Origin of the sequence: Micromonospora sp. CA-248212, assembly GCF_050948405.1 — a bacterium.
Taxonomy (GTDB): Bacteria; Actinomycetota; Actinomycetes; order Mycobacteriales; family Micromonosporaceae; genus Micromonospora.
The window spans coordinates 1318120-1342697 of the sequence record NZ_CP192023.1; the positions used below are offsets into that span (position 1 = coordinate 1318120).

Genomic DNA, 24578 nt, shown 5'->3' on the forward strand with positions numbered 1-24578 from the left:
TGGGTGCTCAGAAGAGGGTCAGCGGCTCGACGGAGATCGGGTCGGGCAGCGGGTCGAGACCCGGCACGTGGGCGCGTACCTCGTCGTGGAACCGCCGGGCGAGCCGCGGCGCGTCGGCGTTGTCCGGCGTGTGGACGAACATGGTGGGGGAGCGCCCCTCGCGCAGCCAGCCGGCGGTGACCTCGACCCAACGCCGCCACCCCTGCACGGTCCGGGTGTCGTCGTCGCGGCCCAGGTAGCGCACGATCGGGCGGTCGGTCAGCGCGACGGACCGCAGCGGCACCCGGGGTTTCTTCATCCAGGCGTCGCGTTCGGCGTCACTCGTCGGCGGGCGGCTGAAGAACGCGGTGGTGTCGAAGGGGATCCATTCGGCCGACGCCCCGGTCAGGGTCTCCTCGAGCAGCCGGGTCGCGCGGGGCTCGGTGAAGAACGCGGGATGGCGGACCTCCACGGCGTAGCGGTGGGAAGCCGGGAGCTGCGCGAGGAACCGGCCGAGCGTGGGTACGTCGGCCGGCGCGAACGACCCCGGTAGTTGAATCCAGAGGGCGTGGACGCGTGGGCCGAGGGGCTCGATCGCGTCCAGGAAGGCGTGCAGCGGTTCGTCGGCGTTGGTGAGCCGACGTTCGTGCGTGACGACCTTGGGCAGCTTGAGGACGAATCGGAAGCCGGCGTCGGTCTGCGCCGCCCAGGATGCCACGGTGTCCTGGGTCGGGGTCGCGTAGAAGGTGGTGTTGCCCTCCACGGCGTCGCACCAACTGGCGTAGTGCCGGAGGCGTTCTCCGGACGGCAGCGAGTGCCCCGGCCACGACCGGTGACTCCACATGGCGCACCCCACGTGCAGACGCATGCCGGCCCCTCCTCCGCTGTGCGGCCGCGCCCACCCTAGCGGGCGTCTCGCGACTGATGTCGTCAACCAGTGGTTGACGGAATGCGGGCGTCAACCTATGGTTGACGCATGACCGAACCTTTCCAGATGAGCAACCCCGTCAAGCTCGACGACCTCATCCAGGCGATCAAGAAGGCGCACACCGACGCGCTCGACCAGCTCACCGACGCGGTGATCGCCGCCGACCATCTCGGTGAGGTCGCCGACCACCTGATCGGGCACTTCGTCGACCAGGCCCGGCGCTCGGGAGCGTCGTGGACCGACATCGGCCGCAGCATGGGGGTCAGCAAGCAGGCCGCCCAGAAGCGCTTCGTGGCCAAGGGCTCCACCGAGGCCGCGGCGCTCGATCCGAACGCCGGCTTCGGCCGGTTCACCCCGCGAGCCCGCAACGTGGTGATGGCCTCGCAGGAAGAGGCCCGCGCCGCCGGGAACCCCGAGATCGGCCCCGCGCACCTGGTGCTCGGGCTGCTGGCCGAGCCGGAGGGGTTGGCCGCCCGGGTGCTGGTCGGTCGGGGTGCCACCCCCGAGGCAGTGCGGGAGGCCGTCGGCGCCGTCCTACCGCCGTCGGTCGACCAGGTTCCGGACCTCATCCCGTACGACGCGCGCGGCAAGAAGGCGTTGGAGCTGACCTTCCGGGAGGCGCTGCGCCTCGGGCACAACTACATCGGCACCGAGCACATCCTGCTCGCCCTGCTGGAGCAGGAGGACGGTGCCGGCGTGCTCACCGACCTAGGCCTCGACAAGGCGGCGGTCGAAGCCGACCTGTCCGCCGCCCTCGCCGCCGCCGTCGCGCAACAGTAGGAACCGGGGTCAGGACGCCTCGGGGAAGCCGTAGCGCAGGGCGTGCTCCGGATCGGCCGGGTCGATCTGGCGTACGCCCGCGTCCGCGAGCCGCTTGTTGACCTCGTCGAGCTGCTCGCGGACCAGCCGGGCCTCCTCCTCGGTGACGCGGCCCCGGTGCGGCTTGCCGGCGTGCTCCAACGTGCCGTAGTCGATCTTTTCGGCGCTCTTGCGGGCCTTGGGCGGGCGGACCCGTTCGGCCGTCTTCAACAACTGCGCCATCGGGACGTCGGTGGCCATCGCGTCGAACTCGCTCGCGGTGAGGACGACCCGTCGGGGCTCGCCCCCGCCGTGCCGGTCGTGGATCTCGACCACCGCCACGTCAAGCGCGGCGTCGTCGATGTTCTCCACCTCGCCCGGGGTGGCGTCGAGCTGCACGGGCCCGGCGACCAGGTCCGGGTGCTCCAGGACGACGACACGAACCACCTCGTCGTCCTGCTGCAGAACGGTTCCGGTGAAGTCGGAGACGTGGATCGTCTTCTTGCCCATGCGCGGAGCTTCTCCTGTCGTAGGCCGGGTGCCGGACCTGGAAGAAATTACCCGACAGGTGTGCGAATGCCGTCGCTGGTCCTCCTGCGGTGTGTCGTCCCCGACGCTGTCCGTCGTAGCTGACGCGTCGGTGTGTTCAGCGCCGGTTGAGGCCGTGCCGGCTGGAGCTGGCCGGCAGCTCGTTCAGCGCCGCCCAGGGCAGCCCGCCCGTCGCACGGACCACCCGGTACCCCGCCTGGGTGGGGGTGCCCTCGGCGGTGCCCGCCGCTCGCCAGAGTCGCGCGGGGTGCTGGTGGAAACGGTCGTTCGGCTGAATCGGCATGCCCATACCGTGGCAGAGAAAGGTGTCCAGATAGGGAAATGCCTATGACGGTCGATGTCGCGAGCTGATTCCCGGATCTCGGGCAGCGTCCCACCCTGGCGCGATGGTCCGCCCGGTCGAGCCGCCCGGGCGTACGGTGATCACGACGTGTGGGGCGACGGGAGGTACGCATGCTGGACCGGCGGTTGCAGCTGCACCTCGCCTCCTGGCTCGGCCAGTGGCCGGCCGGACCCGGGCTGCACGTGGTCGCCTCGCGCCGGCGGGCACTGCCGGCCTGGGACGGCCGGCTGCGTCCGGCCCTCGCCGTGGACACCGGTCGGAGCGCGGTGCTCTCCGTCGCGCCGGACCGGGCCGCCGCTATCCGGGCGTTGGTCGAGCGCACGCCGGAACGGCTGCTCGCCGCGCTGCCGGAGGCTGTCGGGCACCCCGCCTTCTGCGTGCACGACGGCCCCTTCCGCTGGACTCTCTCGCCCGCGCCCCTGCCCGACGCGGGCGAGTGGGTCGCCTCGACGACCCCTGGGCTGCCGCCCTGGCTGCGGCTGTTCGACCGGCCGGTGCTCGTGGTGCGCGATGCCGACGGCGGCTACCTGGCGGGCGCCGCCATCAAGCGCCACGACGCGTACGGGCACGAGCTTGCCGTCGGCACCGCGCCGGCGGCCCGCGGCCGTGGCCTCGCACGTCGGCTGGTGGCGCAGGCGGCGCGGCGGGTCCTGGACGAGGGCGCGGTGCCGACCTACCTGCACGAGCGGGACAACCAGGCCTCGGCCCGGGTCGCGGAGGCGGCGGGTTTCCCGGACCGGGGTTGGCGGGCGTACGGGGTGTATCCGCGCTGAGGTGGGCTCAGTGCGCGGACCGTGGATCCCGGGCCGGATCCACGGTCCGCAACCTGCCCCCAGGCCCCGGTTCGCTCCGATCGGCCGTGCCACTGACACGCCGATCCGATATCGATCACGCTACGTATCGAAACTGCAAGCTGCAAGATGCGAGCAGTCGGGTCGGAGTGTCGAATTGTGGACTTGACCTGCGACGAAGCGCGGTGACGTTGGCGAGCCGATCAGTAACGCAGGGTCAACCCGCGAGGCCGAGCGCCTCCGCCGCCGCCCGTCCGTTGGCGTGGCTCGCGCCGTACGTGGTGACGAACGCCCGTGCGCCGGACGGTCGCCAAGCCCCCGGCCAGCCCATCTCCACGACGGTCACCGGATGCGCGGCGGCCAGCGCGTCGACCAGTTCCGGGCCGCCGGGCAGCCGATGCAGGTGCCGCCCGACCAGCACGATCGGCCGGTCCCCGGCCAACTCGCGGACGGCTGCCTGATCGGTCTCGCTGGCCACGACGCGGATCTCGCGTCCACCGTCGAGGTGTGGGCCGAGGCCCCACGGCACCCGGCCCTCGGCCATCGTGGACTCGGTGTGCAACTGGACCACCAGCGGCTGGTCCAGGTCGGTGAGCAGCCCCTCCACCCGCACCGCCCGGCGTGCCACCGCGTACCCCAGGTCGGGGTCGGGGTTGGCCGACGACCGGCCGGCGGCCCGGGTCCAGGCGGCGAGCGCGGCGGCGCGGCCGGCCGCCTCCTCGACCCGGGCGACCGGCAGCCGGCCGTCGGTGGTCGCCGCGGCGATCTCGGCGGCCACGCGCTCGACCAGCGCGGCGTCGACCTGCGCGCCGATGCAGAGCAGGTCGGCGCCGGCCGACAGCGCCCGTACGGCGGCCGGCCCGACGCCTCCGGCGGCCACCGCCGCGCCCTTCATCTCCAGGGCGTCGGTGATCACCGTGCCGGTGAAGCCGTACTCGGCGCGCAGCAGGTCGACCAGGACGGCCCGGCTGAAGGTCGCCGGACCGTCGCCGGTCAGCGCCGGCACCCGGATGTGCGCGGTCATCACGGCCTGCGTGCCGGCCGCGACGACCGCGGCGAACGGCGGCAGGTCGCGCTGGCGGAGCAGTTCCAGCGGTACGTCCACCGTGGGCAGCTCGTGGTGGGAGTCGGTGACCGTCGCGCCGTGTCCGGGGAAGTGCTTGGCGCAGGCGGCCACACCGGCGGCCTGGAGGCCACTGACGGCCGCGGCCGAGTGTGCGGCCACCCGCAGCGGGTCGGCGCCGAACGAGCGGGTGCCGATCACCGGGTTGTCGTCGGCGGTGTTCACGTCGACGGTGGGGGCCAGGTTGACGGTGACGCCCAGCGCGGCCAGCTCTGCGCCGATCGACTGGTAGACCCGGCGGGTGAGCGCCACGTCGCCGACCGCGCCGAGGGCGGCGTTACCGGGGTACGGGCTGCCGGTGGCGTGGGCCAGCCGGGTCACGTCGCCACCTTCCTCGTCGATGGCGATCAGCACGTCCGGCCGGCCGGCGCGCAGCGCCGCCGTGCTCGCCGCCACCTGCGCGGGGTCGTGCACGTTCGTGCCGAACAGGGTGTGCCCGGCCAGGCCGTCGGCCACCAGGTCGACCGCCCAGCGCGGCGGGACCGCTCCCGGGTACGCGGCGAGCAACGTGCCCAGCGCGAGCCGGCGCAGTCCTGGATCGAGCCCCACGAGATTTCCCCCTTCGCTTCCCGTGGATACGAACGTGTACCCGCGGTGGTCGTCGCCCTGCCGGGTTGGCCGAGCACTCTGCCTCGGGGTGACCGTTACGCTACGGCTACCCGTTCGCAGGTCGGTTTACAGTTAGCAAAGTTTACTAAAACTAGAGGACGTGGCATGAGTGCGACCCGGCTGCCCGGCACCCCCCGCCTGTTGCGGGCGCTCAACGACCGTGCGGCGCTGGAACTGCTCCTCGAGCGGGGACCGCTCACCCGGGCCCGGCTCGGCGAGCTGACCGGCCTGTCCAAGGTCACCGCCTCGCAGCTCGTCGAGCGCCTGGAGGAACGTGGCCTGGTCAGCCGGGTCGGCGAGCAGGCCGGCGGGCGAGGGCCGAACGCCCAGCTCTACGCCGTACGCGCGAGCAGCGCGCACGTCGTCGGGGTGGACGTCGGGCCGGACCGGGTGGTGGCCGCCTGCGCCGACATCACCGGCGCCGTCATCGGCCGGGTGGAGCAGTCGACGCGGGACACCGACGATCCGGTGGGCGTGGTGCACAACGCCGTGGTGCAGGCCGCCAGCAGCGCCCAGGCGCAGCTCAGCAGCGTCCGACGGATCGTGCTCGGCACGCCGGGCCTGGTCGATCCGCAGACCGGCGACATCACCTTCGCCTTCAACCTGCCGCGCTGGCACAGCGGTCTGCTGGCCGCGCTGCGGGACGACCTGCACACCCCGGTGGTCTTCGAGAACGATGTCAACCTGGCCGCGGTGGCCGAGGCGCAGTCCGGCGCCGCGCAGGGAGTGGGGGACTTCGTCCTGGTCTGGGTGGGTGCCGGTGTCGGCCTGGCGATCATGTTGGGTGGGCGGCTGCACCACGGCAGCAGCGGAGCGGCGGGCGAGATCGGCTACCTGCCGGTGCCCGGCGCGCCCATCCCACGCGATGTCTCGCGGCGCGCGAAGCCCGCCTTCCAGCAGGTGATCGGCGGTGACTCGGTGCGCTCGGTGGCCCGTGAGCACGGCTTCTCCGCGTCGGACGCCGCCGGCGCGGTGCGTGCGGCGGTCGAGGCCGGCGCCGCCGGTGGCCCGATGCTCGACGAGTTGGCCCGCCGGCTCGCGCTCGGCGTGGCCAGCACCTGCGTGGTGCTCGACCCACCGTTGGTCGTGCTGGCCGGCGAGGTCGGCCAGGCCGGCGGCACGGCGCTCGCCGACCGGGTGCAGCGGGAGGTCGCCGCGATCACCCTGGTCCGGCCGCGGGTGGTGCCCACCGGCCTCACCGAGGAGCCGATCCTGCGGGGTGCCCTGCGTACCGCGTTGAACGCCGTCCGTGACGAGGTGTTCGGCTCCACCGTCGGCTGAGCCCGCTGCGGCGGTCATGTGAAGGAATATTTCACCGCTGGCCGCCCGGCTGCAAGCTCTTGCCACCGGGCGGCCATTGCCACCTCAGTTCAGATCACGGCGGCGGAAGGCGGCGAAGGCCAACACGGTCAACCCGCCGGCGACCGCGAGCAGCACCGCCAGCGACGGTCTCCAGGTGAGGGTGTAGAAGCCCTCGCAGGACGTGCCGCTGAAGTTTCGCCGACAGAGCTGGGAATCCCAGATCCGTACCTCACCGCTGAGCCACGCCCCGACGTACGTGGAGAGCATCATCTGTTCCGGCCGCCGGGCGTCGACGATCGCCAGCACCAGCCGGGCGCCCAGCTCCCACACCACCGCGTACGCGGCGACCACTCCGAGCGCCGCCGACGTGTGCCGACCCAGCGTCGCGATGGCGAAACCCGACGCGGTGGCCAGCAGCACCAGCACCAGGCCACGGCCGTGGATGGCGCCCAGCGAGCTCCAGAAGTCACCGTCGAGCCGACCGGCAAGCCCGGCGGTCTGCCCGATCACCCAGAAGGTGGCCAGGTAGGCCACCGAGGCCACCACCGCCAGCGCCAACATGGCAGCCAGCAGGGTGCCCAGCTTCGTGCCCAGCACCGTCAGCCGGCGTGGCCGCCACAGCAGCAGGTTCACCACCCCACCGGAGTTCAGGTCCGCCCCGATGTACGAGGCGCCGACCAGGAAACCGAACAGCACCAGGAACGCGATGAGGAAGAACAGCAGCGGTTTGGCCTGCTCGGCGAAGTTGAACACCCCCGACAGGTAGTCGGACGCGATCGGCAACCGGTCCTGCTGGGCCGGGTCCATGTCGGAACAGTCGGCGGGCAGGTAGTCCTGGGTGTCGGGGGTCGAGATCCCGTCCCGCCGGGCCAGGCACTGCTGGTAGCTGACCTCCATGCTCCGCCGCGCCTCGATGGCCTGCTGCCGCGCCGAGGAGAGTTCCTGGGCGCTCGGCTGATGCGACCCGGCCAGCGTGGTCGCGGCCGTGATGCCGAACGCCAGCACCAGCAGGACGATCATGAGCTGCACGAAGCGGCGTGCGGAGAGGCGCTCCAACTCGGCCCGGACCAGGTTCACGCGTCCACTCCCCGTACGTCGAGATCGATCACCGGCGCGCCGTCGGCGTCGATTGGTCGTGCCGCCTCGTCGACCTGGCGGGGCACCGAGGGGTGCTTCCCGGCCCCGGTCAGCTCCAGGAAGACGCTCTCCAGGTCGGGTCGCAGCGGCGTCAGCTCGGCGACCCACAGCTCCTGTTCACCGAGGACGCGGCTGATGATCGTCGGGTCGGTCGCTCCGCTCACCACCAGCGTCTCGCCCTCGACGGCGGTCGTCAGCTCCGCCGCACGCAGCACGTCGGCGGCGCGCTCGGGCTCGGCCACCCGGACCAGGAACTCGTGCCGGTCGTGACCCGCCAGCACCTCGTCCACCCGGCCGGCCGCCACCCGCCGCCCCTGCGAGATGATCGTGACGTGGTCGCAGATCAGTTGGATCTCGCCCAGGATGTGGCTCGACACCAGCACGGTCACCCCCGCCGCGGCGAGTGACCGCATCAGGTCGCGCATCTCGCGGATGCCCGCCGGATCGAGGCCGTTCGCCGGCTCGTCGAGGATGAGCAGACGCGGATCCTTCAGCAGCGCGGACGCCACCGCGAGGCGCTGCTTCATGCCCAGCGAGTAGCCCTTCACCCGCTCGTCGCCCCGGTCGCGCAGGCCCACCAGCTCCAGCGTCTCGTCCACCCGCGAGATCGGCACCCCGCCGGCGCGGGCCAGCAGTCGCAGCGTACGACGACCCGTGAAGTTGCCGAAGAACTGCGGACTCTCCACGATGGCGCCGACCTGCCCCGCCACCCGGGGCAGCAGCTCCGGCGACGGCTGGCCGAACACCGTCATCCGGCCGCTGTCGGCGCGGACCAGCCCGAGCAGGGCGCGCAACGTGGTGGTCTTACCCGAGCCGTTGGGCCCCAGGAAACCGTGGATCTGGCCGGCCTCGACCAGCAGGTCGAACCCGTCGACCGCCACCCTCCTGCCGTTGCGCAGACTGCGGAAGGTCTTGCGCAGACCCTCGATCTCGATGACCGCGCTCATCCGCGCGGCGCCAAACCTCGACCGGGCATGGGCCGTCCCTGGGGTGTGGTGATCAACGACACGGTGCCTCACCCTATGGCCAGAGCGCCGCCCGTGGGGGGCACGCCACTCCTGCGTGGTTGGATGGTCGGGTGACTGGTGACCTGATCCCCGGCGCTGCCGGCGCCGCGCCTGCCGCCGCACCCGTGGACCCGGATCTGGTGGTCAGCCTCGACAGCGTGGGCGTACGCCGCTCCGACAACGCCCTGTTGCAGGACCTGACCTGGCGCGTCGAGCTGGACGAGCGCTGGGTGGTGCTCGGCCCCAACGGCGCGGGCAAAACCACCCTGCTCAACCTGGCCGCCGGCCGGCTGCACCCCACCACCGGCGTCGCGTACGTCCTCGGTGAGCGGATCGGCCGCACCGACATCAACGAGCTGCAGACCCGCATCGGGCTCACCACGGCCGCGCTCGCCGCGCGGGTGCCCGCCGACGAGCAGGTCAGCGACGTGGTGGTCACCGCAGCCTGGTCGGTGGTCGGACGCTGGCGGGAGAGCTACGAGCACGGCGATGTGGCGCGGGCCAGGGCGCTGCTCAGCCAGCTCGGCGTCGGCAACCTCGCCGAGCGCCGCTACGGCACCCTCTCCGACGGCGAACGCAAGCGCGTCCAGATCGCCCGGGCGCTGATGACCGACCCGGAGCTGCTGCTGCTCGACGAGCCCACCGCCGGGCTCGACCTCGGTGGCCGCGAGGACCTGGTCGGCCGGCTGGCCGAGCTGGCGTACGACCCGGACGCCCCCGCCATGGTGCTCGTCACCCACCACGTGGAGGAGATCCCGCCCGGGTTCACCCACGCGCTGCTGCTGCGCGAGGGCGCGGTCGTCGCCCAGGGCCTCCTGGCCGAGACGTTGACCGGCGACAACCTCTCCAAGACCTTCGGTCTGCCGTTGGTGGTCGAGCGCTCCGGCGACCGCTACACCGCGCGCGCCGCCTGAGCGGGTGACCATGTCGCCGACGCGGGTGGTGGTGGGCAGCGCCAACATGGACCTGGTCGCGATGGCCCCCGCGCTGCCCCGGCCGGGCCAGACCATGCTCGGCACCGACTTCGTGATGGTGCCCGGCGGCAAGGGCGCCAACCAGGCCATCGCCGCCGTCCGGGCCGGCGCCTCCTGCACCTTCCTGGGCGCGATCGGCTCCGACGCGTTCGGCGTGACGCTCCGCGCCCGCATCACGGCGGCCGGCGTGGACACCGGTCACCTGCGGGTGGCGTACGGCACGTCCGGCGTGGCGCTCGTGATGGTGAACGGCCAGGGGGAGAACGCCATCGTCGTCACCCCCGGCGCGAACGACGCGCTGGTCGGCCTCACCGAGGAGGAGTTGGTCGCGGTACGCGAGGCGGACGTCCTGGTCGCCCAGTTGGAGATCCCGGTGCGCACGGTGACCGCCGCGGCGCTGGCCGCCCGCGCCGCCGGCACCCGGGTCGTCCTCAACGCCGCACCGGCCCGGGACCTTCCTCCGGAACTGTTCGAAGCCGTGGATTTGCTCGTCGTCAACGAGGGTGAGGCGCAGGCGTTCACCGGCCGGGGCCGGGACTACCCGAGGGCGCTGCTCGACCTGGTGCCCCGCGCGGTACTCACCCTCGGTGACGCGGGGGCCTGGTACGTCGACCGGGAGGGCGTCGAGGTGCACGTGCCCGCCGTCAGAGTTGACGTGGTCGACTCCACGGCGGCCGGCGACGCGTTCACCGCCGCGCTGGCGGTCGGCTGGGGCGAGGGACGGGACGTCGTCGACGCCGTACGCTGGGCGGCGGCGGCCGGCGCGGCCTGCGTACGCAAGCTCGGCGCCTCGGTGGCACTGCCGCAGCGGGCCGAGATCGACGCGCTGTACGGGCCGGGCTGACCGCCCTTCCCGCGCGGTCAGTCGACCGGTTCGTCGCTCAGTTTCTCGCCCCGTCGGCGCAGCATGCCGAGGCCGGGGATGCCGGCCACGGCGAGCTTGAGGTCACGGGTGACATCGAGCAGGTCGTGCAGGTCGGGCCCGACCCGGTCCAGGGTCGCGAGGATCGGCAGGATGTCGGCGGTCAGGTGCTCCTTGAGCTTGGGCAACTCGTCGATCAGGTGGATCGCCGCCGTGATCTCCTCGTGGCTCAACTCCGCCACGAACCTGTCGGCCATCGGCGCGGCCCGGCGCAGCGCCGGCTCGTACGCCGCCAGCAGTTCGGCCGCCGTGGCCGCGGCCCGCGCGGCCGTGTCCACGGTGACCGCGGCGTTGCCGGCCACCGCGTCGGCCCCGGTGACCACCGTGCCCGCGAGGCGTGCGACCTTGTCGGCCTCGTTCACCACCACGGCGGCTGCGGCGGCCACCTCGGTGGCCGTGTCGACGGCGGTGGTCGCGGCGGCGCTGATCACCGCCACCTCACGGACCGCCGTCTCGGCGTCGGTGAGCACCCCATCGGTCCGGTCCAGGGTCGTCTCGATCCGATCGACCACGCCGTTGATCCTGGCCAGCAGCGCTTCCACCCCGTCCAGCACCGCGAACGCGCGGGCGGGCACGGCGGCGAACGAGGCAGCCGAGCCGAGCGCCTGGTCGAGGGCGGAGCGGGTCAGGCCGACCACCGCGGTTGGTGTGGGGAGGGGGAGCGCCATGGGGTCAAGTGTGCGTCGGTCCTGCCACAACCGCTCGTTCGCGGCTGTCGGCCCGGTCCGGGACGGGGTGCTCGGCGGTAGGGTGCCGGCATGTCGGCCGTACCGCCGCGCCACCCACCGAGCACCCGGACCGCCGTCCTGCTCGCCGTCCTCGCGGCGGTCACCGCCGCGCTCGGCACGGCGGTGCTGGTACGCGCCGACGCCGGCCTCACCGTGCGGCAGATCACCGTCGACGGGGTGCCGATGACCGAGGTACGCGCCGGCCCGCCGAACCCGGACGTCCGGCGACCCGGCGTGGTGATCGCACACGGCTTCGCCGGCTCGGCACGGCTGATGCGTCCGATCGCCGACACCGTCGCCCGTCGCGGAGCGGTCGCGCTGGTGTTCGACTTCGCCGGGCACGGTGCCAACCCGGCCCGACTCGGCACCGGCATGTCGCCCCCGACGCTCGCCGCCGACCTGGACATCGCCGTCGGACACCTGCGTTCCCAACCGGACGTGGACCCGACCCAGATCATGCTGGTCGGCCACTCGATGGGCGCCGGCGCGGTGACCCGCTACGCGGCCGGGCATCCCGAGATCGCCCGGACCGTGGCGATATCGCTGCCCGAGGCCGGCGAGCTGCCCCCCGGTCGGCCGACCGACCTGCTGCTGATCGTGGGCGGCGCGGAGTTCCCGGGGTTCCGCCGAGCAGCCGACGACGCCGCACGGCGGGGCGCGACGGTGGGTCGCCGACCCGCCGTCGTGGTGCCGGGGGTGGAGCACATCTCGGTGCTCTTCGCCCCGCGTACCCACGAGGAGATCGCCCGCTGGCTGCCCAGTGTGGACGGGGACGCCCCACCCCGTCCGTTCGCCCGTCTCATCGGCGCGGCGCTGCTCGTGGTCGCGTTCGCCGTCGGACTGGTCCCGCTGGCCGCGCTGCTCCTGGGCCGGCGGGCCGCCGTGACGCTCGCACCGGCACGGCCGCCTGCCGTGACGCTCTCGCCGGCGCACTCCGCCGGGCGGCGGACGGCGGGGGGATCGGCGTCGGCGCTGCGGGTTCCCGTCCTGTTCGGGCTGGCCGTCCTCGCCAGCGGGCTCGCTGCGGCCGTCGCGGCGATCCTGCCGACCAACCGCCTGCCGCTCGCGGTCGGCGGTTACGTCAGCGGATTCCTACTGGTCACCGGCATCCTGACGGTCGGCGGTCAACGCTGGCTACCCGCCGCGACACGCGTGCCGGAGATCGCCGACGAGCCGGTCGGCAGCCGGACACCGATACGGATCACCGGCGCGGTGCTGGCGCTGACGGCGTACGCGATTCTCGCCGTGGCGCTGCCGATCCACCTCGGGCTGACCTCGGCGCTGCCGGTCGGCGCCCGCTGGTGGCTCCTTCCGCTGGTCATGGGCGCGTGCCTGCTGTTCCTGCTCGGCGTCGAGCTGGTGGCGGTCGGCCGGACGTGGCGGCGTCTGCTCGTCGTCGCGGTCACCGTGGTGGTGCTGAGCACGTCGGCGGTGGTCGGCCTGGCGCCCGGGTTCGTGCTACTGGTGGTAACGCTGTTCGCCGTGCTGCTCGGCTGGCACGTGCTGTGGGCCGCCGTCCTGCGTCGCTACGCGTCACCGCGTTGGCTGCCGGCCGTCGTGGGCGCGGCCCTGCTGGGCTGGCCGATCGCCACCACCCTGCCGCTGACGTGACCGGCGGCTGGGCTCTATCGAGTGGCGCGTGCGACGCGCAGCGCCCACCAGATCAGTGGTACCTGTAGAGGCACCCGACCGTAGGCGATCGCCCGTCTCGTCGGCCGGCGGTGTCGCCAGTCCACGGCCATCTTCACGTTGGCCGGCAGGACGGCGACGAACAGCGCGGCGGCGGCTCGACCGCCGGCCCGTCGGCTGGCCGGGTGCGCGACCGCTGCCGCCACCGTCAGTTCCGCGACGCCGCTGGCGTACGTCCAGAGGCGGGCGGGACCGGGCAGCGTACGAGGCACGATCGGGTCGTAGTAGCCGGGGCGCAGCAGGTGGGTGACGCCCGCCGCGGCGAGCAGCCCGGCCAGGGCGACGGCCTCGCCGTGTCGGCTGGTCATCGATGGTCCCCCTGCTGTTCGACGGCGCGCTGCACCGCCCGGTAGATCTGCCCGAACCGTAGCGCGTCCGGCGTACGCAGGAGCAGGTGTTCCTGACCGTGGTGCTGGACCCACAGTTCGTGCACGTGGCTGCCGCGCTCGTAGGAGCGGTCCAGCCAGCCGAGGGGGATCTCCAGGAAGGGCGCCAACGCCAGCGCCCCCACCGCGCAGGCGGCGAGGATGATCAGCGCCAACTGCCAGTTGCCCCGGTCCTGGGCCGACCACGCCAGCGACACCACGCAGACCAGCGCGACGAGGGGCGGCAGCGACAGCAGCAGGACCAGCACACCGCGACCCAGCACCCGGCCGCGTACGGCGAGCGTCTTCGGCCCCCGTTGGTGCCAGACGAACGTCACGTCGGGCAGGGCGATCACCTGACCGCCCGCCCGGATCGACTCGGATGTCACCTGCACCGCGTCGTCCCGGTAATAGAGGGTCATCACTAAGCCTAACCACCCGCAGGCAAACCCGCGCCTCCTGCGCCCGTCCCGCCTCGCGCTGCCCTCCGCCCGTCCCGCCTCGTCGATCTTGCACTTTCTGTTGTGACATAAAGGGCATGAACGCCCATATTGACAACAGGAAGTGCAAGATCGGCGGGAGAGCGGCGGAGGGCGCCCGCGCGGGGTGGGCTAGCGGCGGGCGGCGGGGCGGACGGGCTGGCTGGCCTCCATGGCCCGCTGGACCGCCCGGTAGATCTGGCCGAAGCGCAGCGCGTCGCGGGTGTGCAGCAGGCGCACCGGCTGGCCCCGCCAGCGGGCCCAGATCTCCAGTTGGCGACTGCCCCTGGCGTACGAACGGTCCAGGTGCTCGAAGAGGAAGTCGGCGACCGGGCCGACGGCCAGCCCGACCAGCACCGAGGCGCCCACGATCGCGATCGTGACGGTGGGTGAGCGGTGCAGCCAGACGGCCACGCCGATGCCGATCACCGCAGCGACCAGTGGACCGGCCAGGGCGGCGCCGATCGCGCCCCGGCCGGCGAGCACCCGCCAGGAGCGGCTGCCACGGCGGTGCCAGACCATGGTGATCTCGGCCAGGGGGTAGCTGCGCCCGTCGACCTGGACGGCGGTGGAGGTGACCCGTACCGACCTGTCGTCGTAGAAAGTGATCATGGCTGGACTCCCGCCCGCGGGGCTGACACCACACTACTTACCCCAACGACCCGGGTCGTAAGGTTGGCACGCGACTTCGACGAGGAAGTGAGGGCAGCGTGGGCGAGTTCGTTCGGCTGGAGACCAGGGACGGCATCGGCACCATCCGGCTGGAGCGGCCGCCGATGAACGCGCTCAACACGCAGGTGCAGGAGGAGTTGCGCGCCGCCGCCACGGCGGCCACCGTCGATCCCGAGGTCCGTGCCGTCATCGTGTACGGCGGGGAGAAGGTCTTCGCCGCCGGTGCGGACATCAAGCAGATGGCCGACATGTCCTACGTGGACATGGCCGACCGGGCCGCGGCCCTGTCCAGCGCGCTCGGCGCGATCGCCCGGATCCCGAAGCCGGTAGTGGCCGCGATCACCGGGTACGCGCTCGGCGGCGGCTGTGAGCTGGCGTTGGCGTGTGACTGGCGGGTGGTCGCCGAGGACGCCAAGCTCGGCCAGCCGGAGATCAAGCTGGGCGTCATTCCCGGCGCGGGCGGTACGCAGCGGCTGGCCCGTCTGGTGGGTCCGGCGCGGGCGAAGGATCTGATCATGTCCGGGCGGATGGTGGACGCCCAGGAGGCGCTGCGGATCGGTCTCGCCGACCGGGTCGTACCGGCCGCGGAGGTGTACGACGCGGCCGTCGCGCTCGTCACGCCGTACCTCAGGGGTCCTGTGCAGGCCCTGCGCGCCGCGAAGCTGGCGGTCGACGGCGGCCTCGACATGGACCTCAACTCGGGCCTGGCCTGGGAGAGTCAGCTCTTCGCGGCGCTGTTCGCGACTGACGACCGGCGCGAGGGGATGGCCGCGTTCGTCGAGAAGCGCAAGCCGGACTTCACCGGTCGCTGATCGGTCGGGCCGACGGCAAACCGAGAGCGGTTCACATTCTGCCTACCGGCCAGTAACGTGTGACGTCGGCCATCTGCGACCAAAGGAGCGGCGATGACGGAGCGGATCGAGGGTCACGGCGGCGAGTTGGCGCTCGCGGCACTGCGCGCGCACGGCGTACGGGAGATGTTCACGCTCTCCGGCGGGCACGTCTTTCCGCTCTACGACGCCGCGCACAAGACCGACTTCCCGATCTACGACGTCCGGCACGAGCAGTCGGCGGTCTTCGCGGCCGAGGCGGTGGCGAAGCTCCAGCGCCGACCCGGCCTCGCCGTGCTCACCGCCGGCCCCGGTGTCACCAACGGCATCTCCGGCATGACCAGCGCGTTCTTCAACGCCTCCCCGGTGCTGGTGCTCGGTGGTCGCGCGCCTGCCTTCCGGTGGGGCTCGGGCAGTCTCCAGGAGATGGACCACCTGCCGCTGGTCGCCCCGGTCACCAAGCACGCCGAGACGGTGTTCAGCACCGACGACATCCCGCGCGCGGTCGGGGCCGCCCTCACCGCCGCGCTCACCCCGCACCGTGGCCCGGTCTTCCTCGACTTCCCGCTGGAGACGGTCTTCTCGGTCGCCGACGCGGACCTGCCCACGCCGGCCGGCGTCGACGCGGTCGAACCCGACCCGGACGAGGTGAGCCGGGCCGCCACCCTGATCGCCGGCGCGCAGCGGCCGGTCATCATCGCCGGCTCGGACGTGTACGCCGGTAACGCCGTGGCCGCGCTGCGCGAGGCTGCCGAGGCGTTGCAGGTGCCGGTGTTCACCAACGGCATGGGCCGTGGCTCGCTGCCGCCGGAGCACCCGCTCGCCTTCGCCAAGGCCCGCCGCGCCGCGCTCTCCGGCGCCGACGTCGTCGTGGTGGTCGGCACGCCGCTGGACTTCCGGCTCAGCTTCGGCGACTTCGGTGACGCCAAGGTGGTGCACATCGTCGACGCTCCCAGCCAGCGCGCCACGCACGTGCAGCCGGCCGTGGCCCCCGCCGGTGACCTGCGGCTGATCCTCTCGGCGTTGGCCGACCACGCCGGTGACCGGGCCGACCACGCCGACTGGATCGCCGACCTGCGGGTCGCCGAGGACGCGGCGAAGGCCCGGGACGCCGCCGAGATGGCCGCCGAGACCGACCCGATCCGGCCGGCCCGGATCTACGGCGAGCTGCGCCGGGCGCTCGCCCCCGACGCCATCACCATCGGTGACGGCGGTGACTTCGTCTCGTACGCCGGGCGCTACCTGGAGCCGTCGCAGCCCGGCACCTGGCTGGACCCGGGCCCGTACGGCTGCCTGGGCACCGGCATGGGCTACGCGATGGGGGCCCGGGTCAGCCACCCGGACCGGCAGATCTGCGTGCTGATGGGCGACGGCGCGGCCGGCTTCTCGCTGATGGACGTCGAGTCGCTGGTCCGCCAGAAGCTGCCGGTGGTGATCGTCGTCGGCAACAACGGCATCTGGGGGTTGGAGAAGCACCCGATGCGGGCCATGTACGGGTACGACGTCGCCGCCGACCTCCAGCCGGAGCTGCGCTACGACACGGTGGTCAGCGCGCTGGGCGGTGCGGGGGAGACGGTCGCGAAGGCCGCCGACCTTGCGCCGGCACTGCAACGGGCCTTCGACTCCGGGGTGCCGTACCTGGTCAACGTGCTCACCGACCCGACCGACGCGTACCCCCGCTCGTCGAACCTGGCCTGAGTCGAGCCGGCAGCCGCCGTCGTCCCGCGCGGGGCGACGGCGGCGCTGTCACACCTCCGGCCGGTCGCCCTCGCGGGGCGGCTCACCGTCGCGGCGGCGCAGGTCGTCCTCACGCCGCCGCAGGTCCTCCTCCCAGCGGCGGAAGAGTTCCTGGTCCTGCTGCTTGGCGCGGTCCTGCACCGAGCGGAGGAACTCCGGATCGTCGTCGGGAGCGAGCGGGCGGCGTGGCTGCCGCTCGGCTGCGCTCGGGCCACCCGGCCACACCGTGCGGCTCGCGGTGCCGGGCTCCCGCCCGGCGACGAACCAGGCGATCGACCCGACCAGGGGGAAGAACAGGATGATCAGCACCCAGGCGATCCGGGGCAGGGCACGGATCTGACCCTCCTCGGCGGACAGGCAACTGATCAGCGCGCAGACGGCGAGGACGACCTGCGCCAGGAAGAGGAGAACGTACAGCCGGGCCATGCACCCATCATGGCGCACGGCGTCCCGTCAGCGTAGTCCGCGAACTGTCAGCAGCACGCCGAGCAGCGCGAGCCCGACCGTGCCCAGCGCGACCAGCGGCAGCGTCCGGCCGCCGGTACGGGCCGGGCCGACGCCGGTGGCCCGCGGCCAGCAGAGCACGAGCAGGCCGCCCCAGACGAGCACGGCCGCGCCGACGACGAGCGCGCCGAACGGGCCGCCGTTCGACGCCAGCCGGACCGCCAGCGCGGTCACCACGGTCAGCGTCAGCAGGGTGCGCCGCCAGGCCAGCCGGGTCCGCTCCGGTTGCAACCCCGGGTCGCGTACCGCGCTCACCGTTCCCCGATCGCCCGGACCAGGACCGCGAGGACCAGCAGGATCGCCCCCGCGCCCACGGCGAGGGCGAGGATGGCGGGGAAGCGGGAGGCGGGCAGCTCCTGACCGAGCCGGATGGCCCGTTCGGTACGCGCCCAGTGGTCCACGGCGCGGATGGCGACGGCGCCACCGAGCAGCAGCAGCGCGACCGCGATGACCTCCCGCAGGTGACTCATTGGCAGCGGCGGCAGGAACTGCGCGGCGGCCAGCCCGCCGCCGACCAGCGCGAGACCGGTGCGCAGCCAGGCGAGGAAGGTCCGCTCGTTGGCGAGGGAGAACCGGTAGTCCGGTCTCTCACCGACGGTGCGCGCCTCCGCCGGGTCGAACCATCGCCTGATCGCTTCCCACACGCTGGGAGATTATCCGCTTCCCTCGCCGCTTAGCCTGGTCAGGTGACCGATCTTGATGTGAACACGCTGCGCGCCGCCTACGACAACCAGATCCGCCCGGAGATCCCCGACCCGGTTCCGGCCGGCGTGACCGTCGAGCGGGATGGTCCGCTCGTGCGGATCATCGGGCTCGACGCCGGCGGCTTCCTCACGTACCGCGACCTGGGCGGGCTGACCGGCGACGCGTTGGACGAGCTGATCGCCCGGCAGGTGCGGTTCTTCCGTGAGCGCGGCATGTCGGTCGAGTGGAAGCTCAACGAGCACGACGAGCCGGCCGACCTGGCGGACCGGCTGCGCGCCGCCGGGTTCGTGCCGGAGGACCGGGAGACCGTCGTGGTCGGGCCGGTCGCGCCGCTCGCCGCCGCGCTGCCGGTGGTTCCCGAGGGGGTACGCCTGCGTGAGGTGACCGCCCGGGAGGACCTGGAGCGGATCGCCGCCATGGAGGAGGAGGTCTGGCGCGAGGACCGCTCGCACCTGGTGACGGGTCTGGCCAAGGAGATCGACGCCGACCCGACCTCGATCACGGTGGTGGTGGCCGAGGCGGACGGGACGGTGGTGAGCGCCGGCTGGGTGCGGTACCTGGCGAACACCGGCTTCGCCACCCTCTGGGGCGGCTCGACCCTGCCGCAGTGGCGGCGCAAGGGCATCTACCGGGCGTTGGTCAACTATCGGGCGCGGCTGGCCGAGCAGCGGGGTCGGACGCTCGTGCAGGTCGACTGTTCCGAGGACAGCCGGCCGATCCTCCAGCGACTCGGACTCGTAGCCGTCACCACCACCACGCCGTACGTCTACACTCCGTGATCATGGAGCAGCGGTTGACGGACGAGGAGCGCCTGACCCTCAAGACGGGCGCGTTCGGCGCGGTCTTCCTGGTCTCGAACGCCGACCCGGGGATGCTGGGCGTGATCCGGGAGAGTGTGGCCGCCTCGGGCGCGCTGGCCGACGCGAGCGGCGTGGTCAAGGACGCGCTGACCACCGGCCCGCTGCCCCGCCTGCCCCGGGACTCCCAGTTGGAGATCGAGGCGGTGGTGCTGCCGGCGCTCGGCCGGGCGGTACGGATCCTGCGGGAGAAGTCGCCGGCCGACGTCGAGGCGTACCGGTCGGTGGTGTTGAACGCCGCGGACCGGGTGGCCCACGCACACGACGGGGTGGCCCCCGCCGAGGCCGCGGTCATCGACCGGATCCGGGGCGCGCTGGCCGAACCCGTCTGACCTGCGCCACGCCGGTGACCTGTGTCACTCTGCGTGCCCGGCAGCGGTAACCTACTGGCAGGTAACATTGCTGCGTGGGCAACTGCACAGCAGCCCGCGGTTGACCGGGCGTCGACCGACACGCGAGGCTGCGGCCCAGACCGGGCGAGCCAATCGCAACACCACACAGGAGGGTCGTCGAAGCGCGATGAATATCGTCGTACTCGTCAAGCAGGTGCCTGATTCGGGCGCGGACCGCAACCTGCGCAGTGACGACAACACCGTCGACCGCGGTTCGGCGAACAACGTGATCAACGAGATGGACGAGTACGCCATCGAGGAGGCGCTGAAGATCAAGGAGGCGCACGGCGGCGAGGTCACCATCCTGACCATGGGTCCGGACCGGGCGACCGAGTCGATCCGCAAGGCGCTCTCCATGGGTCCCGACAAGGCCGTGCACGTCGTGGACGACGCCCTGCACGGTTCCTGCGCGGTGGCGACGTCCAAGGTGCTCGCCGCCGCCCTCGGGCAGCTCAACGCCGACCTGGTGATCTGCGGCGCGGAGTCCACCGACGGCCGGGTGCAGGTCATGCCGCACATGATCGCCGAGCGGCTCGGCGTCGCGGCGCTCACCGGCGCGCGCAAGCTCACCGTCGACGGCGCGACGCTGACCGTCGAGCGGCAGACCGAGGAGGGGTACGAGGTCGTCACGGCCGCCACCCCGGCCGTGGTCTCCGTCTGGGACACCATCAACGAGCCGCGCTACCCCTCCTTCAAGGGCATCATGGCCGCGAAGAAGAAGCCGGTGCAGACGTACTCCCTGGCCGACCTGGGCGTCGCGCCGACCGAGGTGGGCTTCGACGGCGCGACCAGCGCCGTCGTCGAGCACACCAAGCGCCCGCCGCGTTCCGGCGGTGCCAAGATCACTGATGAGGGCGAGGGCGGCGTCAAGCTGGTCGAGTTCCTCGCCACCGAGAAGTTCGTGTGAGAGGGGGATCTGACATGTCTGAGGTTCTCGTCGTCGTCGAAGCCACCAAGGAATTCGGCGTCAAGAAGGTCACCCTCGAGATGCTCACCCTCGCCCGTGAGCTGGGCACCCCGAGCGCGGTGGTGCTCGGCGGCGCCGGCGCCGCCGAGGCGCTCAGCGGCAAACTGGGCGAGTACGGCGCCCAGAAGATCTACGCCGCCGAGGGTGACGACATCGACGGCTACCTGGTCGCCCCCAAGGCGAGCGTGCTGGCCGAGCTGGTCCAGCGGGTACAGCCGGCCGCCGTGCTGCTGGCGTCGGCCCAGGAGGGCAAGGAGATCGCCGCCCGCCTCGCCGTCAAGCTCGACAACGGCATCCTGACCGACGTGGTCGGCCTGGACGCCGACGGCACCGCCACCCAGGTCGCCTTCGCCGGCTCCACCATCGTCAAGTCCAAGGTCACCAAGGGCCTGCCGCTGGTCACCGTGCGGCCCAACTCGGTCACCCCCGCCCCGGCGGCGGCCACCCCGACGATCGAGCAGCTCACGGTGTCGGTCACCGACACCGACAAGCTGGCCCGGGTCGTCGAGCGGGTCGCCGAGCAGAAGGGCTCGCGGCCCGAGCTGACCGAGGCCGGCATTGTCGTCTCCGGCGGTCGTGGCGTCGGCAACGCCGACAACTTCAAGCTGGTCGAGGAGCTGGCCGACCTGCTCGGTGGCGCCGTTGGCGCGTCCCGCGCGGCTGTCGACTCCGGCTTCTACCCGCACCAGTTCCAGGTGGGTCAGACCGGCAAGACCGTCTCTCCGCAGCTCTATGTGGCGCTGGGCATCTCCGGTGCCATCCAGCACCGGGCCGGCATGCAGACCTCGAAGACGATCGTCGCCGTCAACAAGGACGGCGAGGCGCCGATCTTCGAGCTGGCCGACTTCGGCGTGGTGGGCGACCTGTTCAAGATCGTTCCGCAGGCCGCCGAGGAGATCCGCAAGCGCAAGTGAGCGTGTGACGCAGAAAGTGGCCGCCCGTCGTGACGGGCGGCCACTTTTTCGGTGGGGAGCTGATCGGCGGGCCGGGGAGCTGAGCCGGCCCGCCGATCAGCCCGTCAGGGTGCCCCTCAACAGGCTGTCGCCCGAGTGGCGGGTGTTGTTGTCGTACTGCTCGGCGGACACGTCGACCACCGAATAGCTCTTGAGGTCGACGTTCGGGGGCAGGGGCAGCAGAGCGTCCGCGTCGCCACCGAGGGTGCCGATCGAGAACATCTCCATGGTCGTCGGGTTGATGAGCCAGACCTCGTAGTACCCCGGCACGCGCGGGAGATTCGCCACATGCAGATGTAGTTGGCCGCCCTGCAGGACGCGCGCGTCGCCCTGGGCCGACTTCGGCGTCGAGCCGAACGCCGCCAGTGGCGCGCTGGCCAGCACCGTCGGCGTTTTCGCCGGCTCCGGTTCGGTCGGCTTCAGCACCGAGACCGTGCCCAGCACACCGATCGCCGCCGCCGCGACGGCGGTCACCGCCGTGGCCGCCCAGCGGGACCAGCCGCGACCCCGGTGGGGCCGGCGCGTCGGGTCCAGCCGGGTGACCGTCGCGGAGGTGGTGCCGCCGTCGGCGTCCTCGGCCGCCGTCCCGTGCGCCTGCGCGGGCACCTGCTGCCGGCCGGCTCCGGTCAGCACGGCTACGGGCGCGTGGACCGCGGTGCCCTCGGCCGCCCGGATCTCGGCTTCGATGCCCTGCCAGATGTGCTCCGGCGGGTCGGGCAGGTCGCCGAGGCCCTGCGTCTCGGCGCCGAGCCCGGCCACCTGCCGCAGGGTCGTCAGCTCCGTCCGGCAGTGCGCGCAGGTGTCGAGGTGGGTGCGCTCCCCGTCGTCCGCGTCGCTCTCACCGAGCGCCAGAAAGACCAGCCGCTCGTGCTCCAGGTGCTGCACCATCCACCTCCCATCTGCGTTTCAAGCTCGCCATGCCGCGCCGGATGTGACTCTTCACGGTGCCCAGCGGCACCCCGGTCACCGCGGCGATCTGCTGGTGTGTCAGGTCGTCGTAGAAGGCCAACTCCAGCATGCGCCGCTGGTCGTCCGGGAGTCGTGCCAGCTCGTCGGCGATCACCAGCCGATCCACCACCCGGTCCGGGTCCGGCCCGGTCTGCGCCGGCTCGGGCAGTTGCCGGACCGTCTCCACCACCCGGGTTTCCCGCGCCGAGGCGCGCATGCGGTCGATCACCTTGCGCCGCCCGATGCCGAGCAGCCAGCCGACCAACGAGCCCTTGGCCGGGTCGAAGGTCTCCCGGCCCAGCCACGCGCCCACGAACGTCGCCTGGGTCACGTCCTCGGCGTCGGCCCGGTTGGCCAGCATGGTGGTCGCCAGGTGCAGGACGGCGCGGCCGTAACGCTCGTACGCCGTACGCAGCGCCGCCTCGTCCCCGGCCCGGAACCGGGCCGCGAGGTCGTCCGCCGGTGGGTCCGGTTGCGGTGGCAGCGCCGTCACGGGGCGGCCCGCCTTCGATGGGGCATGCCCGACTGTAGCTGCCACAGCCCTCGCCCCACTCTCCCGGTCAAAGTCATCTCACCTGCTCTTCGGCCGCTGACGGTGATCTGGATGCGGCCGGAACCGAGAAAAAGAAACGCGTCGAGAGCGCATCCGCCCGTCGCGGAGCCGGCGTAACCCGTTCTGCAAGCCAGGCCTGACGAATCAGCACCAATCACCAGGAGGCAGACATGCAGCTCTCGTACTTCCGTCGGGTCGCCGCGGGCGGCGCGGTCGCCGCGCTCGCCTTCGCCGGTGTCGGCGCGTTCACCGCCACGCCCGCGTACGCCGCCACGTCGAAGGTCTCCGTCGTCCACGGCATCCCGGACACCCCGGTCGACGTCTACGTCAACGGCAAGAAGACGCTTGACAACTTCAAGCCCGGTGACGTCGCCGGTCCGCTGAACCTGGCCGAGGGGGAGTACGACATCGCCCTCACCAAGCCCGGTGAGCCGGTCGGCAGCGCGATCCTCAAGGTCGACGACGCCAAGGTGCCGGGCGGGGCGAACATCAGCATCGCCGCACACCTCGACGCCGCCGGCAAGCCGAAGATCACGCCGTTCGTGAACGACGTCTCCAAGGTCGACGCCGGCAAGGCCCGTCTGATCGTCCGGCACACGGCGGCCGCCCCGGCGGTCGACGTACGGGCCGGCGGCACCCCGGTCTTCAAGGGCCTGACCAACCCGAACGAGGCCAAGGGCGACGTCGACGCCGGCGCGGTGAAGGCGGACGTGGTGCTGGCGGGCACCGACACCGTGGCCATCGGCCCGGCGGACCTGAACCTCAAGGAGGGCACCGCCACGATCGTCTACGCCATCGGCTCCGCCGAGGGCAAGAACCTCGACGTGGTGGCCCAGACGATCACCGGCCTGCACTCCGCGCCGGGCGGCGTGCCGAGCGGTGACGGTGGTCAGGCGGGTACCGGCGTGGGCACCTGGTGGTACGTGCTCACCGGTGCCGGCGTACTCCTGCTGGTCGGTGGTGGGGCGCGGATGGCGACCGCGCGGACCGGCCGCAAGTGACGGTGCGCAACCGCGGCGCGCTGGCGGCTCTGGCCGCCGGCGCTGCCGCGCTCACCGTCGCCACCCTGGTGGCGTGCAACTCGCAGCCGGCCGGAATCGTCGGTGCCGAGGAGGCGACCGCGCTGGCCAGCGCCACCCCGACCACGGCCGTCCCGTCGGTGCCGGTGACCGGCGGTGACCTGCCCGCCGGCGTTCAGGCCGTCCCGCCGGTCCGGCTGGTCATCCCGGGAATCGGTGTCACCGCCACGGTCAACGCGGTCGGCATCAACGAGCGCACCAACGAGTTCGAGGTGCCGCCGAGCGTCGACGAGATCGGCTGGTACCGCTACGGCCCCGGCCTGGAGGCCGACGCCGGATCGGTGGTCATCGCCGGGCACGTGGACAGCGCCAGACAGGGCAAGGGCGCGTTCTACCGGCTGCGCGAGCTGGACCGGGGCGACACGCTGACCGCGACCGGCAGTGACGGCACGGCGCGGCGGTACCGGGTCGTCGCCCGGGAGGAGTACGCCAAGACCAAGATCCCGTTGGACCGCTACTTCGCCCGGGACGGCAAGCCGCGGCTGACCCTGATCACCTGCGGTGGGCCGTTCGACGCCAAGGCCCGCAGGTACCGCGACAACATCGTCGTCACGGCGGTGCCCGCCTGAGCGGGCCGCGTCCGCTTCGTGCCGGGGTGGCCGTCCCACCCCGGCGCGTCGCGCGCAGGCCACTCCGCCCTCAGGTCACTGGCCGGTCG

General features: G+C 72.6%; 29 protein-coding genes. 14 read left to right on the forward strand and 15 right to left on the reverse strand.

Going from position 1 to position 24578, the window contains the following annotated elements:
• Positions 1 to 7 precede the first annotated feature (7 nt).
• Positions 8 to 823 (reverse strand): DUF72 domain-containing protein, encoded by an 816-nt coding sequence (locus tag ACQP03_RS06230; RefSeq protein WP_357128023.1) that lies wholly within the window; start codon positions 821 to 823, stop codon positions 8 to 10.
• 132 nt (positions 824 to 955) lie between these two features.
• On the opposite strand from ACQP03_RS06230, the gene ACQP03_RS06235 reads away from it, so the two are divergent.
• The gene (locus ACQP03_RS06235) at positions 956 to 1687 is read left to right on the forward strand and encodes a Clp protease N-terminal domain-containing protein (RefSeq protein ID WP_357127506.1); all 732 of its coding nucleotides are present in this window, start codon (positions 956 to 958) and stop codon (positions 1685 to 1687) included.
• Positions 1688 to 1696: 9 nt separating this feature from the next.
• On the opposite strand, the gene ACQP03_RS06240 is transcribed toward ACQP03_RS06235, so the two are convergent.
• Both ACQP03_RS06240 and ACQP03_RS06245 read right to left on the reverse strand, forming a co-directional pair.
• A complete protein-coding gene (locus tag ACQP03_RS06240; RefSeq protein WP_124771885.1) occupies positions 1697 to 2215 on the reverse strand; it encodes a hypothetical protein in 519 nt (172 codons plus the stop codon).
• 136 nt (positions 2216 to 2351) lie between these two features.
• Positions 2352 to 2537 (reverse strand): DNA repair protein, encoded by a 186-nt coding sequence (locus ACQP03_RS06245; protein ID WP_357127501.1) that lies wholly within the window; start codon positions 2535 to 2537, stop codon positions 2352 to 2354.
• 170 nt (positions 2538 to 2707) lie between these two features.
• Between ACQP03_RS06245 and ACQP03_RS06250 the strand changes: the two genes are divergently transcribed.
• Positions 2708 to 3370, forward strand: coding sequence for a GNAT family N-acetyltransferase (locus ACQP03_RS06250; protein ID WP_357127498.1), 663 nt, complete (start codon positions 2708 to 2710; stop codon positions 3368 to 3370).
• 235 nt (positions 3371 to 3605) lie between these two features.
• Here the strand turns inward: ACQP03_RS06250 and ACQP03_RS06255 are convergent, their stop codons facing one another.
• Positions 3606 to 5060 carry a glycoside hydrolase family 3 protein gene (locus tag ACQP03_RS06255; protein WP_433460516.1) on the reverse strand — a complete coding sequence of 485 codons (1455 nt, stop codon included), beginning with the start codon at positions 5058 to 5060 and terminating at the stop codon, positions 3606 to 3608.
• Positions 5061 to 5225: 165 nt separating this feature from the next.
• Between ACQP03_RS06255 and ACQP03_RS06260 the strand changes: the two genes are divergently transcribed.
• Positions 5226 to 6401 carry an ROK family transcriptional regulator gene (locus tag ACQP03_RS06260; RefSeq protein WP_357127492.1) on the forward strand — a complete coding sequence of 392 codons (1176 nt, stop codon included), beginning with the start codon at positions 5226 to 5228 and terminating at the stop codon, positions 6399 to 6401.
• Between the two features lie 84 nt (positions 6402 to 6485).
• Here the strand turns inward: ACQP03_RS06260 and ACQP03_RS06265 are convergent, their stop codons facing one another.
• Together ACQP03_RS06265 and ACQP03_RS06270 are read right to left on the reverse strand one after the other, a co-directional pair.
• The gene (locus ACQP03_RS06265; RefSeq protein ID WP_357127490.1) at positions 6486 to 7499 is read right to left on the reverse strand and encodes an ABC transporter permease subunit; all 1014 of its coding nucleotides are present in this window, start codon (positions 7497 to 7499) and stop codon (positions 6486 to 6488) included.
• Positions 7496 to 8506 (reverse strand): ABC transporter ATP-binding protein, encoded by a 1011-nt coding sequence (locus ACQP03_RS06270; RefSeq protein WP_433460519.1) that lies wholly within the window; start codon positions 8504 to 8506, stop codon positions 7496 to 7498. Before ACQP03_RS06270 ends, ACQP03_RS06265 begins: the two co-directional genes overlap by 4 nt.
• Positions 8507 to 8637: 131 nt before the next feature.
• Here ACQP03_RS06270 and ACQP03_RS06275 point away from each other — a divergent pair, with 131 nt between their 5' ends.
• Both ACQP03_RS06275 and ACQP03_RS06280 read left to right on the forward strand, forming a co-directional pair.
• Positions 8638 to 9480 (forward strand): ABC transporter ATP-binding protein, encoded by an 843-nt coding sequence (locus ACQP03_RS06275; protein WP_355052121.1) that lies wholly within the window; start codon positions 8638 to 8640, stop codon positions 9478 to 9480.
• A gap of 10 nt (positions 9481 to 9490) precedes the next feature.
• On the forward strand, positions 9491 to 10384 hold the full coding sequence (locus ACQP03_RS06280) for a ribokinase (RefSeq protein ID WP_433461136.1): 894 nt from the start codon (positions 9491 to 9493) through the stop codon (positions 10382 to 10384).
• 17 nt (positions 10385 to 10401) lie between these two features.
• Here ACQP03_RS06280 and ACQP03_RS06285 read toward each other — a convergent pair whose 3' ends face one another.
• Positions 10402 to 11130, reverse strand: a complete 729-nt coding sequence (locus ACQP03_RS06285; protein WP_357127484.1) for a hypothetical protein — start codon at positions 11128 to 11130, stop codon at positions 10402 to 10404.
• 90 nt (positions 11131 to 11220) lie between these two features.
• On the opposite strand from ACQP03_RS06285, the gene ACQP03_RS06290 reads away from it, so the two are divergent.
• Positions 11221 to 12801 (forward strand): dienelactone hydrolase family protein, encoded by a 1581-nt coding sequence (locus ACQP03_RS06290; RefSeq protein WP_357127481.1) that lies wholly within the window; start codon positions 11221 to 11223, stop codon positions 12799 to 12801.
• 14 nt (positions 12802 to 12815) lie between these two features.
• On the opposite strand, the gene ACQP03_RS06295 is transcribed toward ACQP03_RS06290, so the two are convergent.
• From ACQP03_RS06295 to ACQP03_RS06305, 3 genes are all read right to left on the reverse strand, one after another.
• On the reverse strand, positions 12816 to 13187 hold the full coding sequence (locus ACQP03_RS06295; protein WP_357127477.1) for a DoxX family protein: 372 nt from the start codon (positions 13185 to 13187) through the stop codon (positions 12816 to 12818).
• On the reverse strand, positions 13184 to 13666 hold the full coding sequence (locus tag ACQP03_RS06300) for a DUF6232 family protein (protein ID WP_357127474.1): 483 nt from the start codon (positions 13664 to 13666) through the stop codon (positions 13184 to 13186). Before ACQP03_RS06300 ends, ACQP03_RS06295 begins: the two co-directional genes overlap by 4 nt.
• Positions 13667 to 13855: 189 nt before the next feature.
• Positions 13856 to 14335, reverse strand: coding sequence for a DUF6232 family protein (locus ACQP03_RS06305; RefSeq protein ID WP_357127471.1), 480 nt, complete (start codon positions 14333 to 14335; stop codon positions 13856 to 13858).
• A gap of 98 nt (positions 14336 to 14433) precedes the next feature.
• Here ACQP03_RS06305 and ACQP03_RS06310 point away from each other — a divergent pair, with 98 nt between their 5' ends.
• Positions 14434 to 15207 (forward strand): enoyl-CoA hydratase-related protein, encoded by a 774-nt coding sequence (locus ACQP03_RS06310; RefSeq protein ID WP_357127468.1) that lies wholly within the window; start codon positions 14434 to 14436, stop codon positions 15205 to 15207.
• Positions 15208 to 15300: 93 nt separating this feature from the next.
• Positions 15301 to 16923, forward strand: coding sequence for an acetolactate synthase (locus tag ACQP03_RS06315; RefSeq protein ID WP_357127465.1), 1623 nt, complete (start codon positions 15301 to 15303; stop codon positions 16921 to 16923).
• Positions 16924 to 16971: 48 nt separating this feature from the next.
• Here the strand turns inward: ACQP03_RS06315 and ACQP03_RS06320 are convergent, their stop codons facing one another.
• Genes ACQP03_RS06320 through ACQP03_RS06330 form a run of 3 tightly spaced genes read right to left on the reverse strand, consistent with a single transcriptional unit; the run spans position 16972 to position 18110 of the window.
• Entirely contained in the window at positions 16972 to 17388 is a 417-nt protein-coding gene (locus ACQP03_RS06320; protein ID WP_357394078.1) for a PLD nuclease N-terminal domain-containing protein, read from the reverse strand.
• A 27-nt stretch (positions 17389 to 17415) separates the two neighbouring features.
• Positions 17416 to 17721: a DUF202 domain-containing protein gene (locus tag ACQP03_RS06325; RefSeq protein ID WP_357394076.1), complete on the reverse strand. Its 306-nt coding sequence runs from the start codon at positions 17719 to 17721 to the stop codon at positions 17416 to 17418.
• Entirely contained in the window at positions 17718 to 18110 is a 393-nt protein-coding gene (locus ACQP03_RS06330; RefSeq protein WP_357127456.1) for a YidH family protein, read from the reverse strand. The genes ACQP03_RS06325 and ACQP03_RS06330 overlap by 4 nt, the downstream gene beginning before the upstream one ends.
• Before the next feature lie 42 nt (positions 18111 to 18152).
• On the opposite strand from ACQP03_RS06330, the gene ACQP03_RS06335 reads away from it, so the two are divergent.
• From ACQP03_RS06335 to ACQP03_RS06350, 4 genes are all read left to right on the forward strand, one after another.
• On the forward strand, positions 18153 to 18950 hold the full coding sequence (locus ACQP03_RS06335) for a GNAT family N-acetyltransferase (protein WP_363661404.1): 798 nt from the start codon (positions 18153 to 18155) through the stop codon (positions 18948 to 18950).
• Between the two features lie 2 nt (positions 18951 to 18952).
• Positions 18953 to 19360 (forward strand): hypothetical protein, encoded by a 408-nt coding sequence (locus ACQP03_RS06340; RefSeq protein ID WP_357127450.1) that lies wholly within the window; start codon positions 18953 to 18955, stop codon positions 19358 to 19360.
• A 187-nt stretch (positions 19361 to 19547) separates the two neighbouring features.
• Complete coding sequence (locus ACQP03_RS06345; protein WP_357127448.1) at positions 19548 to 20327, forward strand: electron transfer flavoprotein subunit beta/FixA family protein; 780 nt, start codon at positions 19548 to 19550, stop codon at positions 20325 to 20327.
• A gap of 14 nt (positions 20328 to 20341) precedes the next feature.
• A complete protein-coding gene (locus tag ACQP03_RS06350) occupies positions 20342 to 21301 on the forward strand; it encodes an electron transfer flavoprotein subunit alpha/FixB family protein (protein ID WP_363661403.1) in 960 nt (319 codons plus the stop codon).
• A gap of 96 nt (positions 21302 to 21397) precedes the next feature.
• Here the strand turns inward: ACQP03_RS06350 and ACQP03_RS06355 are convergent, their stop codons facing one another.
• Entirely contained in the window at positions 21398 to 22225 is an 828-nt protein-coding gene (locus ACQP03_RS06355) for an anti-sigma factor (protein ID WP_357128016.1), read from the reverse strand.
• Positions 22179 to 22781, reverse strand: coding sequence for an RNA polymerase sigma factor (locus ACQP03_RS06360; RefSeq protein ID WP_357127442.1), 603 nt, complete (start codon positions 22779 to 22781; stop codon positions 22179 to 22181). Before ACQP03_RS06360 ends, ACQP03_RS06355 begins: the two co-directional genes overlap by 47 nt.
• Positions 22782 to 23011: 230 nt before the next feature.
• Here ACQP03_RS06360 and ACQP03_RS06365 point away from each other — a divergent pair, with 230 nt between their 5' ends.
• Together ACQP03_RS06365 and ACQP03_RS06370 are read left to right on the forward strand one after the other, a co-directional pair.
• Entirely contained in the window at positions 23012 to 23842 is an 831-nt protein-coding gene (locus tag ACQP03_RS06365) for a DUF4397 domain-containing protein (protein ID WP_357127439.1), read from the forward strand.
• On the forward strand, positions 23839 to 24489 hold the full coding sequence (locus tag ACQP03_RS06370; RefSeq protein WP_433460528.1) for a class F sortase: 651 nt from the start codon (positions 23839 to 23841) through the stop codon (positions 24487 to 24489). The genes ACQP03_RS06365 and ACQP03_RS06370 overlap by 4 nt, the downstream gene beginning before the upstream one ends.
• Positions 24490 to 24578 lie beyond the last annotated feature (89 nt).

Coding starts and splice junctions, on each gene's coding strand:
- ACQP03_RS06270 (WP_433460519.1), bottom strand. CDS start 8,506: ATGAGCGCGGTCATCGAGATCGAGGGTCTGCGCAAGACCTTCCGCAGT.
- ACQP03_RS06345 (WP_357127448.1), top strand. CDS start 19,548: ATGAATATCGTCGTACTCGTCAAGCAGGTGCCTGATTCGGGCGCGGAC.
- ACQP03_RS06305 (WP_357127471.1), bottom strand. CDS start 14,335: ATGATCACTTTCTACGACGACAGGTCGGTACGGGTCACCTCCACCGCC.
- ACQP03_RS06350 (WP_363661403.1), top strand. CDS start 20,342: ATGTCTGAGGTTCTCGTCGTCGTCGAAGCCACCAAGGAATTCGGCGTC.
- ACQP03_RS06240 (WP_124771885.1), bottom strand. CDS start 2,215: ATGGGCAAGAAGACGATCCACGTCTCCGACTTCACCGGAACCGTTCTG.
- ACQP03_RS06280 (WP_433461136.1), top strand. CDS start 9,491: ATGTCGCCGACGCGGGTGGTGGTGGGCAGCGCCAACATGGACCTGGTC.
- ACQP03_RS06245 (WP_357127501.1), bottom strand. CDS start 2,537: ATGCCGATTCAGCCGAACGACCGTTTCCACCAGCACCCCGCGCGACTC.
- ACQP03_RS06340 (WP_357127450.1), top strand. CDS start 18,953: ATGGAGCAGCGGTTGACGGACGAGGAGCGCCTGACCCTCAAGACGGGC.
- ACQP03_RS06230 (WP_357128023.1), bottom strand. CDS start 823: ATGTGGAGTCACCGGTCGTGGCCGGGGCACTCGCTGCCGTCCGGAGAA.
- ACQP03_RS06235 (WP_357127506.1), top strand. CDS start 956: ATGACCGAACCTTTCCAGATGAGCAACCCCGTCAAGCTCGACGACCTC.
- ACQP03_RS06295 (WP_357127477.1), bottom strand. CDS start 13,187: ATGACCAGCCGACACGGCGAGGCCGTCGCCCTGGCCGGGCTGCTCGCC.
- ACQP03_RS06260 (WP_357127492.1), top strand. CDS start 5,226: ATGAGTGCGACCCGGCTGCCCGGCACCCCCCGCCTGTTGCGGGCGCTC.
- ACQP03_RS06285 (WP_357127484.1), bottom strand. CDS start 11,130: ATGGCGCTCCCCCTCCCCACACCAACCGCGGTGGTCGGCCTGACCCGC.
- ACQP03_RS06300 (WP_357127474.1), bottom strand. CDS start 13,666: ATGACCCTCTATTACCGGGACGACGCGGTGCAGGTGACATCCGAGTCG.
- ACQP03_RS06250 (WP_357127498.1), top strand. CDS start 2,708: ATGCTGGACCGGCGGTTGCAGCTGCACCTCGCCTCCTGGCTCGGCCAG.
- ACQP03_RS06290 (WP_357127481.1), top strand. CDS start 11,221: ATGTCGGCCGTACCGCCGCGCCACCCACCGAGCACCCGGACCGCCGTC.
- ACQP03_RS06315 (WP_357127465.1), top strand. CDS start 15,301: ATGACGGAGCGGATCGAGGGTCACGGCGGCGAGTTGGCGCTCGCGGCA.
- ACQP03_RS06365 (WP_357127439.1), top strand. CDS start 23,012: ATGCAGCTCTCGTACTTCCGTCGGGTCGCCGCGGGCGGCGCGGTCGCC.
- ACQP03_RS06320 (WP_357394078.1), bottom strand. CDS start 17,388: ATGGCCCGGCTGTACGTTCTCCTCTTCCTGGCGCAGGTCGTCCTCGCC.